Origin of the sequence: Actinomadura sp. 3N508, assembly GCF_044326375.1 — a bacterium.
In the GTDB taxonomy this organism is placed as follows: domain Bacteria; phylum Actinomycetota; class Actinomycetes; order Streptosporangiales; family Streptosporangiaceae; genus Spirillospora.
The window spans coordinates 211,873-226,497 of record NZ_JBIRAX010000003.1 but is presented as its reverse complement, the minus strand read 5'-3'; the positions used below and the strand labels follow the sequence as shown (position 1 = coordinate 226,497).

Below are 14,625 nucleotides of genomic sequence, written 5' to 3'. Positions count from 1 at the left end.
CATGAACCAGACGGAGCCGGTGCTCATCGCCGGCGCCGGGCCCGTCGGGCTGGTGACGGCCCTCCTCCTGGCACGCTTCGGCGTGCCTACGGTCGTCCTCGAAGCAGCCGAGCGGCGCGACCCCACGGGATCCAAGGCGATCTGTTTCCAGCGCGACGTCCTGGACGTCCTGGACCGGGTCGGCTGCGCCGAGCAGATGATCGCGCGGGGCGTGACCTGGACGACCGGCCGCACCTACTACCGCGACACCGAACTCTTCGCGGTCACCTTCCCCGACCCCGGCCGCAGCGCGGTCCCGCCGTGGATCAACATCTCCCAGACCGAGGTCGAGGCGTACCTCCAGGACCTGGTCGACGCGGAACCGCTGGTGGACGTCCGGTACGGCCACCCGGTAACCGGCCTGCGGCAGGACGATTCAGGGGTGGAGGCGGACGTCGCCGCCAGGGGTGTCGTGCGCGGCAGCCACCTCGTCGCGGCGGACGGCTCCCGGAGCACCGTCCGGGAACTGCTGGGCATCGGCTTCCCCGGCCGCTCGTTCAGCGACAAGTTCCTCATCTGCGACATCCGCGCGGACCTGCCGTTCCCGAGCGAACGCCGCTTCTACTTCGACCCCGTGTGGAACCCGGGCAGGCAGGTCCTCGTCCATCAGTGCCCTGACGGAACGTGGCGGATCGACTGGCAGGTCCCCGCCGACTACGACCTGGACGCCGAACGGGAGAGCGGGGCGCTGGACGCCCGCATCCGGAGGATCACCGGCGACATCCCCTACGAGTTCGTGTGGACCTCGGCCTACCGCTTCCAAGAACGGCGCGCCGAGAAGTTCGCCACCGGACGGGTCTTCCTGGCAGGGGACGCGGCACACCTCTACGCTCCCTTCGGCGCACGCGGCCTGAACTCGGGGGTTCAGGACGCAGAGAACCTTGCCTGGAAACTCGCATTCGTCCGGCGCGGCTGGGCCCCGGAGAGCATTCTCACCACCTACCACACCGAACGCTGGGCGGCGGCTGGGGAGAACCTCCGCGTGACCACCGAGACCATGGAATTTCTCGTCCCGCACACGGAGGAACAACGAGAACGACGGGTGGAGGCACTGGAGCGCGCCGTCACCCACCCCGACGCGCGAGCACTCATCGACTCCGGGAAGCTGGCCGAGCCGTACTGGTACGTGGACTCGCCACTGACGACGCGAACGCTCCCGACCGGCAAATTCCCGCGCGAGGCGGGAGCCGTCCGTCCTCCGGTCCCCGGCGTCCTGTGCCCGGACGGCCCCTGCGCGGTCGACGGCGAACCGACCCGCCTGCGCCGCCTGTTCGGCACGACCTTCGTCGTCCTGGCGGGAAACGCCGACCGCCGTAGGGAAATCGCGGAACTCTCCGTAGAAGGCCCCCTCGCAGTGCACGCCCTGCCCGAGATCGACACCGACGGGGTCCTGCGCGAAGCGCTGCGAGCGGGCCCGGACACCGTCCACGTCATCCGCCCGGACGGCCACCTGGCAGCCGTGCTGCCCGCCTACCACCCTGAGGCCCTCGAACAAGCCCTGAACCAAGCCCGCGGCCACGCCTGACGGCCCGGACGCGACCCGCGTCCGGGCGGTGGGTGCCGGCATGGTGATTTAATAATTCTGAAGTTAGTATCATTTTTGGAGTCGCCGATCGCCTGCCCGCACCTTCCCGGAGGAGTCATATGGGACGCAGGATCCTGTTCATCACCACCGACCAGCAGCGGTACGACGCGTACGGGTGCAACGGAGGGGACGTGGCGCGGACCCCCGTGACCGACGCGCTCGCCGCCGAGGGCGTGCGGTTCGAGCGGGCCTACTGCCAGAACGTCGTGTGCACTCCGGCCCGGTCCAGCATGCTGACCGGGCAGTACCCGCGGACGCACGGCGCGATCGCCAACGGGGTGCCGCTGCCGGACGACGCGCCCAGCGTCGCCCAGGTGCTGCGGGACGGCGGGTACCGCACGGCGCTGATCGGCAAGGTGCACTTCGAGCCGATCGCGGACCCGTCCGGGAAGTGGGAGCAGAACCGGATCCCGCTCGCGGGCGAGCACGGTCCCTACCGCGGTTTCGAGTACGTCGAGTTCGCCGGGCACGGGCCGCAGGGCGCCTCGCACTACGCGAACTGGCTGCGCGCGGAGCACCCGGACGAGACCGGCGGGTTCCTGCGGATCTTCTCGGCGGCGCCGGGCGGCGACACCGGCGCGCCGGGCGTGGCCCACAACCCGGTGCCGCGCGAGCACTACCACACCGACTGGGTGGCCGACCGGACCGCGGCCTGGCTCGACACGCTGGACGATGACGACGACTGGTTCTGCTGGATGAGCTTCCCCGACCCGCACCACCCCTGGGACGTCCCCGCCTCCGAGGTCGGCCGGGTGGACTGGCGCGAGCTCGACCTGCCGCCCGGCCACCCCGGGTCCGGCGAGCGGATCAGGGAGATCCTGGCGGGCCGTCCGGAGCACTGGCTGGCCTGGTACGACGGCTCGGTGCCCAACGTCGACGCCGCGCCCGGCGACTTCGTCCCAGCCGACCTCACCCATGACCAGATCCGGGAGCTGAACGCGCTGGTCCACGCCAAGAACGAGCTGCTGGACGAGGCGTTCGGCAAGGTGCTCGCCAAGATCGAGGAACGCGGCTGGGGCGACGACACCGACGTCTTCGTGACCACCGACCACGGCGAGTTCCAGGGCGAGCTGGGCCTGCTGTTCAAGGGGCCCTACCACGTGGACGCGCTGATGCGGCTCCCGATGGTGTGGCGTCCGGCGCGGTCGGCGGGCGTGGCGCCCGCGGTGGTCCCCGAGCCGGTGGGCCAGATCGATCTCGCCCCCACCTTCTGCGCGATCGCCGGCGTGCCCGTGCCGGACTGGATGCAGGGACGCCCGCTGCCGATGGCCGCCGGGTCGGGCCGCGAGCGCGCGCTCGTGGAGTGGGACAGCCAGCTCGACACCGGCTACCGGCTGCGGACGATCGTCCAGGACGGCTGGATCTGCACCGTCTACGAGCCGACCGACCGCGAGTACGGCATGCCGAAGGCCGACCGGTACGCGGACTTCGGGATGCGCCCGCCCCAGCGGGAGATCATCTACGACGGGACCGAGGGCGAGCTTTACCACCTGGCCGACGACCCCTACCAGTGGGTCAACCGGTGGGACGACCCCGCGGTGGCCGAGGTCAAGGCCGGGCTGATCCGGGACCTCTACGAGAACCTGCCCCCTGTGCGCGAGCCCCGGCTCAGGCCCCAGGCCATGGGCTGAGAACGCGCCGTCCGGGCCGGAGCGCCAGACGCTCCGGCCCAGAGGCTCAGCTCACCACCAGTTCGGGCACCGCGGACAGCAGCCGCTTGGTGTACGGGTGCCGCGCGGCCTCCTCGGTGAGGCCCTCCGCGGTGCACTCCTCGACGACCGCGCCCTCGTTCATCACCAGCACCCGGTCGCAGACCAGCCGGATCACGCTGATGTCGTGGCTGATCAGCAGGTAGGACAGCCCGTCCTCCCGCTTCAGCTCCAGCAGGAGCTGGAGGATCTGCGCCTGGACGGAGACGTCCAGGGCCGAGACGGACTCGTCCAGCACCATCAGCTCGGGGGAGACCGCGAGCGCCCGCGCGATCGAGGCCCGCTGCCGCTGCCCGCCCGACAGGCTGGCCGGCCGCCGCGACGCCACCTGCGAGCCCAGCCCCACCCGGTCGAGGATCTCCGCGGCGCGCTCGCGGGCGTCCGCGGCCGGCAGCTCCCGCCACAGCCGCAGCGGCTCCGCGACGATCTCCTCGACCGTCATGTAGGGGTTCAGCGAGGTGTACGGGTCCTGGAACACCATCTGGACCGTGCGCCATACCTCCCGGTCGACGCGGCGGCCCGCGTGGATGTCGCGCCCGGCGATCCGCACCCGGCCCGCGTCCGGACGGGTGAGGCCGCAGATGATCCCCGCCAGCGTGGACTTGCCCGACCCCGACTCCCCGACGACCCCGAGCGACTCCCCGGCGGCCATGGCGAGGCTCACCCCGCCGACCGCGACGACCGGCCTGCCGCGGCGCGGCCAGCCGCCGGTGCGGTAGGTCTTGGTGACCGCCTCGACTTCGAGCAGTGCCTCAGACATCGGCGTCCTTCCGCGTCGTGACCCGGTCATCGGGGTCGCCGGCGAGAGCGGGCTCCCCGGCGCGCAGGCACCGGACGCTCCGCCCGGGTTCGTGCTCGGCGAGCGGCGGATGATGCTCGGCGCAGGCGTCGATGCCGAACGAGCAGCGCGGCAGGAACCGGCACCCCGACGCGATCTGCCCCGGCTGGGGCACCGTCCCGGGCAGGGACCGGATCGTGCCCAGCTCGATGGCGCGCTCCGGGATGCAGCGGGCGAGCGCGTTCACGTAGGGGTGCAGGGCGTCGCCGAGCACGGCCGCGGTCTTACCGGTCTCGACCAGCTCGCCCGCGTACATGATCAGCAGCCGGTCGCAGCGCTCGCTGACCAGCGCCAGGTCATGGGAGACGAGCAGGGTCGCGAGCCCGAGGTCGCGGCGCAGCCGGTCGATCAGGTCCATCACGCCCTGCTGGACGGTCACGTCCAGGGCCGTGGTCGGCTCGTCCGCGATCAGCACCGACGGGTCCCCGGCGACCGCGATCGCGATCATCACGCGCTGGCGCATCCCGCCGGAGAACTCGAAGGGGTACTGCCGCGCCCGCTCCGCCGCCCGGTCGATGCCGACGTCGTCGAGGATCTGTATCGCCCGCTTGCGGGCGTCCCGGCGGGAGATGCCCTTCCGGCGCGCCCGCAGCGCCTCGGCGACCTGGTCGCCCACCCGCATCGACGGGTTGAGGCTGGTCATCGGGTTCTGGAACACCATCGCCAGCGAGTCGCGCCGCCGCGGCCTGACGCCGTCCCCGGCCACGACCTCACCGGCCAGCTCGATCCGCCCGCCGGCCAGCCGGACGCCGCGCGGCAGCAGCCCCGCCACCGCGGACGCCGTCAGGCTCTTGCCCGAACCCGACTCGCCGACCAGCCCCACCATCTCGCCCGGCCGGATCGCGAAGGACACGTCCGTCACGAGCCGGGCGGGGGAGTGGCCCCGGTCGAGCTCGACGGTCAGGCCGTCGACGCGGAGCGCGGGCCCGCCATCGTCCCGGTCAGCCATGCCGCTCCTCCTTGTCCTCGACGTCCCCGAGCAGGTTCAGGCAGAGGATCAGCACGGTGATCACCACGGCGGGGACGAGCACCACCCGCGGCTCGGACGCGAGCATCGCCGACGCGCCCGTCAGCAGCGTGCCGAGGCTCGCGCCCGGCGGCTGGACGCCGACGCCGAGGAAGCTGATGCCCGCCTCCACGACGAGCGCGAGACCCAGCAGGTAGCTGATCTGCACGGCGACCTGGTCGCGCACCCCCGGCAGCAGGTAGCGCCACACGATCCGGGTGTGCGAGCAGCCGGACATCCGCCCGGCGGTGACGAACGGGCTGACCGCGAGCCGCATCGTCTCGGCCCTGACCACCCGGTAGATCCGCGGGGCGAAGATCACCCCGAGCGTCACCATCTGCCCCGTGATCCCGGTGCGCAGCGCGGCCTGCACCGTCAGCAGCAGGATCAGCGCGGGCACGGTGAGGACGACGTCCGCGATCCGCCCGGTGATCCCGTCGATCCAGCCGCCGCGGTACCCGGCGAGCAGCCCGGTGGGCACCCCGACGGCCGCCGCGACGCCGATCGCGGTGAGCGCGGCGAGCATCGAGGTGTGGACGCCCCACAGCAGCCGGCTGAACAGGTCGCGGCCGAGCTGGTCCGTGCCGAGCCAGTGGTCGCCGGAGATGTCGGCGAGCGTCCGGGCCACGTCCTGCCGAGACGGGTCCGCCACCGGGAGGAACGGCACCAGCACGGTCACGAGCAGGCACAGGACGACGAAGCCCAGCGCCGCGAGCCGTCCCCAGCCGAGCCGCAGGGACCGCCTTCGCGGGACGGTCTTCACCGGGGCCGCCTCCGCCACCCCGGGCGCCTCCACGACGCCACCCTCCACGACGCCACCCTTCATGACCGGCTCCTCGCCTCGGGATTGAGCCAGGACGCGACCAGGTCGGCGACCAGGTTGGCGCCCAGCACGACCAGGGCGAACAGCGCCACCAGCGCCTGCACGACGGGGAAGTCCTGGCCGCGGACGGCGTCCAGCGTCAGCGTCCCGATCCCGGGGATCGCGAACACGACCTCCACCAGCAGCGCCCCGGTGATCAGCACCCCGACCTCCAGGCCGATCACCGTCACCAGCGGCGCGGACGCGTTGCGGCTCACATGGCGGAAGAAGATTCCGCGCCGCGAGACGCCCTTCATCCGGGCGGTGCCGACATAGTCGGCGCCGTACTCCTTGACCAGCGAGGCCCGGAACGTCCGCAGCTGCTGGCACATCAGCGACAGCGCCAGCGCGAGCGCGGGCAGCAGCAGGTACCACAGGGCCTCGCCGAGCCCCACCTCGGACGGGCTGCGGTACCCGCCCGCGGGCAGCCACGGCAGCCACACCGCGAACACCAGGATGAGCATGAGCCCGACCAGGAAGTTGGGAACGGCGATCCCGAGGACCGCGACCCCGCGCAGGATCCGGTCCAGCAGCCCGCCGGGACGCAGGCTGATCGCCGAGCCCATCAGCACCGAGGTCACCACGGCGATCACCATGGCCAGCAGCGACAGCAGCAGCGTCGGCGCCAGGTTCTCCCCGATCAGCGCGGTGACCGAGCCCCGGTGGTGCAGCGATTCGCCGAGGTCGCCGCGCGCCGCGTCGCCGAGCCACGACAGGTACTGCGCCACCAGCGGCCGGTCGAGGCCGAGCTCCTGCCTGACCTGCTCCACCTGCTGCCGCGAGGCGCTCTCCCCGGCGACCACCGACGCCGGGTCGCCGATCGAGAACAGCATCAGGTAGGTGCCGAACGTGACGACGATCAGGATCGGGACGGCCGCCAGCAGCCGCCTGGCGATCAGCTTGACGATCAGCGCCGCCATGGCGTCACTCCCCGGACGGTCTCTGGCATCCGATCAGCCCTTGACGCCGCGGAACGACGGGAACGACGGCGCCCAGGGCGCCTTCCAGCCGGACACTTCCGGCGAGATGACGTAGGCGGTCTCCGGGGTCAGCACCGGCACGAGCAGCATGCTCTCGGTGATGACCTTGGAGATCTCCTGGTAGATCGCCATGCGCTTGGCCTGGTCGGTCTCCTTGAGGGCGTCCTTGGCGAGCTTCTCGACCTTGTCGTTCTTCAGCCCGCCGGGGTTGTAGAGGCCCTTGGCGAGGCCGTAGCGGTCCAGGGTGTCGGACGGGTCGAACGCGTTCCCGGTGGCGCCGAACGCCATCGCGACGTTCTTCTCCGCCGTGAACCGGCTCACCACCTGCGGCGGCGCCACGGCCGCGACGGACGCGTTCAGCCCGATCTTCTTCAGCTGCTCCTGCACGATCGTGGCGAGCTGCTCGAAGACCTGGTTGCCCGCGACCGTGACGATCTCGACCTTGGCGCCGGTCGCGCCGGCCTCCTCGACCAGCGACTTGGCCTTCGCGAGGTCGAAGGGGACGAGGCTCAGGTCCACGCCCTGCGCGTAGGCCTTGGTGCCGGCGCCGAAGAACTGCCCGTTGGGCTCGCACTTGCCGTCCAGCAGGCCCTGGCAGATCGCCTTGCGGTCGAGCGCGGAGCCGACCGCCCGGCGGACCCGGACGTCGTCGAACGGCTTCATCGCGGTGTTGAAGGAGAACGTGTAGTTCTCCGAGCCCATGTGGCGCTCGATCTTGTAGCCGGCGGTCTCCGCGGGCTTGACCATCTTCTCGGGGAGGATGGTGACGTCGAGGTCACCCGAGCGGACCGCGTTGAGCTTGGCGTCGTCGGCGAGGTAGTCGATCTCCAGGGTCTTGGCCGCCGCGGCCTTCGCGTCCCAGTAGTTCTTGCTGGCGGTGTAGACGACCCGGTTGCTCTGGACGCGCTGGAGCGTGAACGGCCCGATCCCGGCCGACGTGCGGCTCAGGTCGGTGCCGGCCGCGATCGCCTTGTCGGAGATCATCTGCCCGGCCGAGCCGGCGAGGATGCGCGGCAGCGCCCCGACCCCGCTCTTCGCCCGGAACCTGACCTCGGCGGCCCCGCGCTCCTCGACCGTCACCCCGGCGAGCTGCGGCGCGTTGGTGCTGCCCTTGAGGGTCTGCGAGCGCTTGACGTTGGCCGCCACCGTCTTGGACGTGAACGCGGTGCCGTCGGGGAACGTCAGCCCGCCGCGCAGGGTCATGTCGAGATAGGGGCCTTCGCCGTCGCTGCCGGACGTCCACTTGGTGGCGAGCAGCGGCTGGACGCTCTCGTCCGACCCGAGGAGGGTCAGCGAGTCGTACAGGGGAGCGGTGTACATGGCCATCTGCCGGATGGGCAGCCGGGCGGGGTCCAGGGTGGTCGAGGCGAAGGTGGCGCCGACCTTCAGCACCCCGTCGTCCGACTTGGTCCCGCCCTCGCTCGGCCCGCAGGCGGCTGTCAGCCCGAGGAGCGCCGCCGCCGCGGCCGCGAGCGCCGTCCGTCTGTTCATCGGACACCTACAGCGTGGAAATCCCGTCCTTCAGAGCGGGGAGGAGGCGCGGAGTGGTGCTGCACGGTGGTCTCCTTGGCTTGTCGGTGGTGGTCGGTATCTTGCGGGGCGTGTCCCGGTACCGGCTGTGCCCGACCCCCGCCCAGGAGGCAGGGCTGCTGGAGCATTGCGGGCATGCCCGGTATGTGTGGAATCTGGCGGAGGAGCAGCACACCTGGTGGACGCCGCGTCGCGGCCCTGCCCCGGGGTATGGCGTCCAGGCCCGTCAGTTGACCGAGGCCCGCGCGGCCAACCCGTGGCTGGCGGCCGGGTCGCAGACGGTGCAGCAGCAGGCGCTCAGGGACTTCGCCCAAGCGATGGCGAACTTCTTCGGCGGGACGCACCGGCGCCCTACCTGGCGGAAGGCCGGAGTGCACGAGGGGTTTCGGATCGTCGGGGCCCGGGGCCGGGCTTGGGAGGTGCGGCGGTTGTCCCGTCGTATCGGTGCGGTGCGGGTCCCGAAGGTGGGGTGGGTGCGGTTCCGCCCGTCCCGGCCCGTGCCCGCGGGCGTGAAGTCGTTCCGGGTGACGCGTGACCGCGCCGGCCGGTGGCATCTCGCGTTCGCGCACGTGCCCGACCCGGTCCCCGCCCCTGGCAATGGCGAGGTGGTCGGTGTCGACCGGGGTGTGGCGGTGTCGGCTGCTCTGCCGACGGGCGAGACCCTGAAGGTGCCCGGGTTGGGGGCGGGTGAGGCGGAGCGGCTGAACCGGCTGCTGCGCCGCTTGGCCCGCGCCCGGCAGGGGTCGAATCGCCGCGCCCGTGTCAAGGCCGCCATCGCCCGGCTTCGCGCCCGCGAGAGTGACCGCCGCGCCGACTGGGTGGAGAAGACCAGCACGGAGCTGGCGCGCCGGTTCGACGTCATCGCCGTCGAGGACCTGAACGTTGCCGCCATGACCCGGTCGGCGCGCGGCACCCTTGAGGCCCCCGGCACAGGCGTACGTGCCAAGGCCGGGCTCAACCGGGGCATCCTCGCCCACGGCTGGGGTCGGCTCGCCGCCCGCCTGGAGCACAAGCCCCCTGGACGCCTGATCCGGGTCGACCCGGCCTGCACCTCGCAGACCTGCCATTCCTGGGGGCACCGCGCCCCGGAGAACCGCGAGAGCCAAGCGGTGTTCCGGTGCGTGGCCTGCGGACATCGGGACAACGCCGACGTCAACGCCGCACGCGACATCCGAGACACCGCCGTGGGGCGCACGGTGGCTGCGCGGGGAGGCGGGGCGCTGGCCCGGCCGGTGAACCGCGAACCTCAACCCGTTCTCCTCTCTGTGTAGCGGACGGGTTGGAATCCCTCGCCTACAGGCGAAGGAGGACGTCAAGCTCCGACCATCGAGTCAAGATCCCGCGCCATCCGGTGCGACCAGCAACGATGGCCGGACGATTCCCTGAAAGTGATTTTATACTCAGTTTTTTTCTAGTGGGCAAGGGTTTGGTCGGGTTCGGTCTCGCCCGGAGTTCGTTGACTTGGTCAACCTTTGCGGGCACTCCGCCGGCCGGGCGCCTTCGAGGGTTTACTAATTCTAAATTCATCTTCATACTGACGTCGATGACGGACGACAACGGCAAGCTGAAGCGGATCGCCCTGGAAGAGGCGTTCTCCCTGCCCGGCATGGGCTCCGAGGTCGGCGGGATGGTGGGGAACCCGCACTACCGGGCGGAGGCCGTCGAGCGCTGGAACCGCAGGCTCACCGACTTCACCGAGTTCCGCATCCCCGAGATGGACGCGCACGGCATCGACGTCCAGGTGCTGTCCCTGACCGCCCCCGGGATCCAGGCCGAACGCGACACCGCGACCGCGATCGCGAACGCGCGGGCCGCCAACGACTTCCTGGCCGCGACCATCGCCGCCCACCCCACCCGCTTCGCGGGCCTGGCGGCGCTGCCCCTCCAGGCCCCGGCCGCGGCCTGCGCCGAGCTGGACCGGGCGATCGGCGAACTCGGGCTGAACGGCGCCCTGGTCAACGGGCACACCTTCGGCCGGTACCTCGACGAGAAGCAGTTCCGCCCCGTCTGGGAGAAGCTGGAGGAGCTGGGCGTCCCGCTGTACCTCCACCCCGGCGCCCCGCCGCAGGACGACTGGCAGGTCTTCCGCGGTCACCCGTACCTCAAGGGCCCCACGTTCGGCTGGGCGGCGGAGACCGGGGCGCACGCGCTCCGCCTGATCTACGCGGGCGTCTTCGACGACTTCCCCGGCGCGACCCTCATCCTCGGCCACATGGGCGAGTTCCTGCCGTTCCAGAAGGCCCGGCTGGACGCGCGCTACGAGTTCATGACGCTCCGGCTCGGCAAGCGGCCCTCGGAGTACCTGGAGAGCAACGTCATGATCACCACGACCGGGGTGTGCTCGGCGGAGGCGCTCACCGGCGCCATCGCCGCGGTCGGCGCCGACAACATCATGTTCGGCGTCGACTACCCCTTCGAGCGCACCGACGTCGCGGTGCGGTTCCTCGACGGCGCCCCGATCTGCGCGGCCGACCGCGCCAAGATCGCCCACTGCAACGCCGAGCGCGTGCTCGGCCTCTGACGGCCCCCGTCATTTCCCGACGACCGGAAGGAGCGCCCGCCATGGTAGAAGCAGCAGAGGAATGGGCGGTCATCTCAGTCGACGACCACGTGATCGAGCCGCCTCACACGTGGACGTCCCGCGTCCCCGCCAAGTACAAGGACCGCGCGCCGAAGGTGGTCGAGCGCGGGGACCAGGGCATCGCCTGGGACTTCGACGGCGACGTCCGGTTCTTCTCCGGGATGATGTGCTCGGTCGACCAGCTCGCGGAGAGCGAGCGGCGGCGGATCGTCCCCCGGTTCGAGGACCTGTACGACGGGTGCTCCGACGTCGGGCGCCGCCTGGCGGACATGGACGCCGCCGGCGTGCTCGCCTCCATGTGCTTCCCCACCATGCCGGGCTTCGGCGGGACGTACCTCAACCTCAACACCGACCGCGACCTGTCCTACGCCTGCATCCGGGCCTACAACGACTTCATGACCGAGGAGTGGTGCGCGGCCGCGCCGGGACGGCTGATCCCCGCCGTCCTCGTCCCGATGTGGGACCCGGCCCTCGCCGTGAAGGAGCTGGAGCGGGTCGCGCCGCGCGGGGTGCGCAGCGTGGTGTTCTCCGAGCGCCCGCACCACCAGGGCTTCCCGTCCCTGTACGACAAGGACCGCTACTGGGACCCGCTGTTCGCGGCGGCCCAGGAGATGGACCTCCCGCTGTCCTGCCACATCGGATCGTCGTCCCGCGTGGACTGCCCCGAGGACGGCGACTACCTCACCCACATGAGCGAGGTGTGGCTGAACGCGCCGTACTCCATGACCGAGTACATCTTCTCGGGCGCGTTCGACCGCTTCCCCGGCCTCCGGGTCGTCTACTCCGAGGCGAGCATCGGCTGGATCCCGTACCAGCTCCAGACGATGGACCGGTACTACGACGACCGTCCCGACTGGGCGGACTCGACGCTGGAGCACCGGCCCAGCGACTACTTCGGCAGGAACGTCTTTGGCGCGTTCATCGACGACCCGGTCGGCATCCGGTTCATCGAGGACCTCGGCGCCGACGCGGTGATGTGCGAGGTCGACTACCCGCACGGCGATTCGATCTGGCCCGACGTCCGCAAGGCCATCGACGCGCAGATAGCGGGCCTCCCGGAGGACGTCCAGTACAAGCTCCGGATCGCCAACGCCAAGCGCGTCTACGGCTTCGAGCCGTCCGGCCTGGGCCGGCGCTAGGAGGGGAAGGCCGGGCCGGACGTGGGGCGTCCGGCCCGGCCTTCGGCTCTTTTCTGATGATAGATTCATGTTCAGCTTGATGTGGGATCCGGCCATGACGAGCGCACGCACCCAGTGGAGGACCGAGCGGAATGGCTAACACCCCGAAGGGCCGGCGCACCGAGGCGGCCTTCCTGGAGGCCGCGCGCAAGGTGTTCGCCGAGAAGGGCTACTTCAACACCAAGATCTCCGACATCGCGGAGGCCGCCGGGCGCTCGGCCGGGTCGTTCTACAACTACTACGACAACAAGGAAGAGCTGCTCGAAGCGCTGCTCGGCCAGTTCTCGTCCGAGGTCCAGGGCACCACCGCCCGGCTGCACCACAAGGGCGACCCCTACGAGAACATCGTCGAGGCCGTGCGCGCCTACTGGTCCGGCTACCGGAAGTACCTCCCCGAGATGATCGGGGTCTTCCAGATGTCGATGACCGACCCCGAGTACGCGCTCAAGTGGCGCCGCAACCGCGCCGCGGGGGTGCGGAGCATCGTGGACGGCATCGTCCGGGCCCGCAGCGAGGGCTACGACCCGGGCCTCGACACCGAGGTGCTGGCCTCCGCGCTGGTGTCCACGCTGGAGTCGTTCTGCTGGGTGTGGATGGTCGGCGGCGGCGACGAGGGCGTCCCGGCGCCGGACGACGAGACCGCCATCCGCACCCTGGCCGCCATCTGGTACCGGACGGTCTTCTTCACCGCGCCGGACGACGCGCCGGACGGCAACGGCAGGCAGCGGCAGACCGCCCAACCCGCCCTGCACGCGGCGACCCCGGCGCGCGTCAGCTAGGGACCGCGGGCCCGCGGCCGCGCAGCTCCCTGCGCAGGATCTTGCCCGACGCGTTGCGCGGCAGCGCCTCCACCACCTGCACGCGGCGCGGGCACTTGTAGTGGGCCAGCCGCTCCCGGCAGAAGGCGATCACCTCGCCGGCGTCCGGCTCGGCGCCGGGACGCGGCACGACGACGGCGAGCACCGACTCGCCCCACCGCTCGTCGGGCCGCCCCACCACCGCGGCCTCCAGTACCGCCGGATGCTCGGCGAGGACGTTCTCCACCTCGGCCGGGTAGATGTTCTCGCCGCCGCTGACGATCATGTCGTTGATGCGGTCGGTCAGGTACAGGTGGCCGGACTCGTCCAGGTGGCCCGCGTCGCCGCTGCGGAACCAGCCATCCGCGTCCACGACCTCGGCGGTCTTCTCCGGCATGCCCCAGTAGCCCGCCATCATCCAGGGCATCCGCAGCGTCACCTCGCCCACCTCGCCGGGTCGCAGGACGTGGCCGCCCATCGGGTCGACGACCCGGACCTCGGCGCCGGGCACCGGACGTCCCGCCGACGACAGATGGGGCCCCGCCTCGTCATGCTCGTCCGCGCCCAGGGTGCAGACCGTCCCGCAGGTCTCGGTCAGCCCGTAGACCTGGACGAAGTCGCAGCCCAGCGCCGCCCGCGCCGCCTTCAGCAGCGCGGGGGTGATCGGGGAGCTGCCGTAGGCGACCAGCCGCAGCGCCGACAGGTCGTGCGCGCCCACCTGCCCGCTGTCGACGATGGCGCGCAGCATCGCCGGGACGAGCTGCGCGTGCGTGATGCCCTGCTTCTGCAGCGTGCCGAGGACGTGGGCGGGGGAGGCGTCGGCGGCCAGCGAGATCCGGGCGCCGAGGCGCAGCCCGTACATCGTCCAGACGCCTCCGGCGACATGGAACACCGGCGCGACGATCAGCAGGGCGGGGGACTCCGGCCACTCCCACCCCGGGTAGGCGTCCAGCGCCTTCACCCAGCGCCCGGCCTCGTAGAGGACGCCCTTGGCCCGTCCGCTCGTGCCGGAGGTGTAGTACAGCAGCGTCCCGTCGCCCTCCCGGGTGCCCCGCGCGCCCGGTTCCGCGGGGAAGCCGCCGTACCAGGCGCGGAAACCGCCGTCCGCGCCCCCGCCGCGGATGACGACGACGGGCGCGGTCGCGTCCGCGGGCAGCGAGTCCCGCAGCAGCGGCTCGAACTCCTCCTGGACGACGAGGATCCCCGGCCCCGCGTCCGCGACCACCGCGGTCAGCTCGCGGGCCGACAGCCGCCAGTTGAGCGGGTTGGTCACCGCGCCCACGCGTTCGGCCGCCAGGTGCAGCAGGGCGTAGTCGGGATGGTTGCGGCCGAGCCAGGCCACCCGGTCGCCGGGCCCGATCCCGGCGGCGCGCAGCCCGCCGGCGATCCGGTCGGCGGCGTCGTCCACGTCCCGGTAGGTGAGCGGCGGGCCGTCATGGCCGGCGAAGGCGACGGCGTCCGGCCGCTGCTCGGCGTGCCCGCGGACGAGGGCCTCGGTGGTGCGCATCCTCGATTCTCCC

The 14,625-nt window shown here is 71.7% G+C and carries 12 protein-coding genes; 6 read left to right on the top strand and 6 right to left on the bottom strand.

The window, feature by feature from the left end; all coding sequences use genetic code 11:
- Position 1 precedes the first annotated feature (1 nt).
- Positions 2-1,564 carry an FAD-dependent monooxygenase gene (locus ACH34S_RS12355; protein WP_395952686.1) on the top strand — a complete coding sequence of 521 codons (1,563 nt, stop codon included), beginning with the start codon at positions 2-4 and terminating at the stop codon, positions 1,562-1,564.
- A 119-nt stretch (positions 1,565-1,683) separates the two neighbouring features.
- Positions 1,684-3,255 carry a sulfatase gene (locus ACH34S_RS12350; RefSeq protein ID WP_395952685.1) on the top strand — a complete coding sequence of 524 codons (1,572 nt, stop codon included), beginning with the start codon at positions 1,684-1,686 and terminating at the stop codon, positions 3,253-3,255.
- Positions 3,256-3,301: 46 nt separating this feature from the next.
- On the opposite strand, the gene ACH34S_RS12345 is transcribed toward ACH34S_RS12350, so the two are convergent.
- The 5 genes from ACH34S_RS12345 to ACH34S_RS12325 are packed head-to-tail and all read right to left on the bottom strand — an operon-like array spanning position 3,302 to position 8,510.
- Positions 3,302-4,093, bottom strand: a complete 792-nt coding sequence (locus ACH34S_RS12345; RefSeq protein ID WP_395952684.1) for an ABC transporter ATP-binding protein — start codon at positions 4,091-4,093, stop codon at positions 3,302-3,304.
- A complete protein-coding gene (locus tag ACH34S_RS12340) occupies positions 4,086-5,120 on the bottom strand; it encodes an ABC transporter ATP-binding protein (RefSeq protein WP_395952683.1) in 1,035 nt (344 codons plus the stop codon). Before ACH34S_RS12340 ends, ACH34S_RS12345 begins: the two co-directional genes overlap by 8 nt.
- Complete coding sequence (locus tag ACH34S_RS12335) at positions 5,113-6,003, bottom strand: ABC transporter permease (protein WP_395952682.1); 891 nt, start codon at positions 6,001-6,003, stop codon at positions 5,113-5,115. Before ACH34S_RS12335 ends, ACH34S_RS12340 begins: the two co-directional genes overlap by 8 nt.
- Complete coding sequence (locus tag ACH34S_RS12330) at positions 6,000-6,959, bottom strand: ABC transporter permease (RefSeq protein WP_395952681.1); 960 nt, start codon at positions 6,957-6,959, stop codon at positions 6,000-6,002. The genes ACH34S_RS12335 and ACH34S_RS12330 overlap by 4 nt, the downstream gene beginning before the upstream one ends.
- Before the next feature lie 33 nt (positions 6,960-6,992).
- Entirely contained in the window at positions 6,993-8,510 is a 1,518-nt protein-coding gene (locus ACH34S_RS12325; protein WP_395952680.1) for an ABC transporter substrate-binding protein, read from the bottom strand.
- A 110-nt stretch (positions 8,511-8,620) separates the two neighbouring features.
- Between ACH34S_RS12325 and ACH34S_RS12320 the strand changes: the two genes are divergently transcribed.
- The 4 genes from ACH34S_RS12320 (at position 8,621) to ACH34S_RS12305 (ending at position 13,087) form a co-directional block, all read left to right on the top strand.
- The gene (locus ACH34S_RS12320) at positions 8,621-9,820 is read left to right on the top strand and encodes an RNA-guided endonuclease InsQ/TnpB family protein (RefSeq protein ID WP_395952679.1); all 1,200 of its coding nucleotides are present in this window, start codon (positions 8,621-8,623) and stop codon (positions 9,818-9,820) included.
- Positions 9,821-10,092: 272 nt separating this feature from the next.
- Complete coding sequence (locus ACH34S_RS12315; RefSeq protein WP_395952678.1) at positions 10,093-11,070, top strand: amidohydrolase family protein; 978 nt, start codon at positions 10,093-10,095, stop codon at positions 11,068-11,070.
- Positions 11,071-11,111: 41 nt separating this feature from the next.
- Complete coding sequence (locus ACH34S_RS12310) at positions 11,112-12,269, top strand: amidohydrolase family protein (RefSeq protein WP_395952677.1); 1,158 nt, start codon at positions 11,112-11,114, stop codon at positions 12,267-12,269.
- A gap of 131 nt (positions 12,270-12,400) precedes the next feature.
- A complete protein-coding gene (locus ACH34S_RS12305; RefSeq protein WP_395952676.1) occupies positions 12,401-13,087 on the top strand; it encodes a TetR/AcrR family transcriptional regulator in 687 nt (228 codons plus the stop codon).
- On the opposite strand, the gene ACH34S_RS12300 is transcribed toward ACH34S_RS12305, so the two are convergent.
- Positions 13,080-14,612 carry an AMP-binding protein gene (locus ACH34S_RS12300; protein WP_395952675.1) on the bottom strand — a complete coding sequence of 511 codons (1,533 nt, stop codon included), beginning with the start codon at positions 14,610-14,612 and terminating at the stop codon, positions 13,080-13,082. The genes ACH34S_RS12305 and ACH34S_RS12300 overlap by 8 nt on opposite strands.
- Positions 14,613-14,625 lie beyond the last annotated feature (13 nt).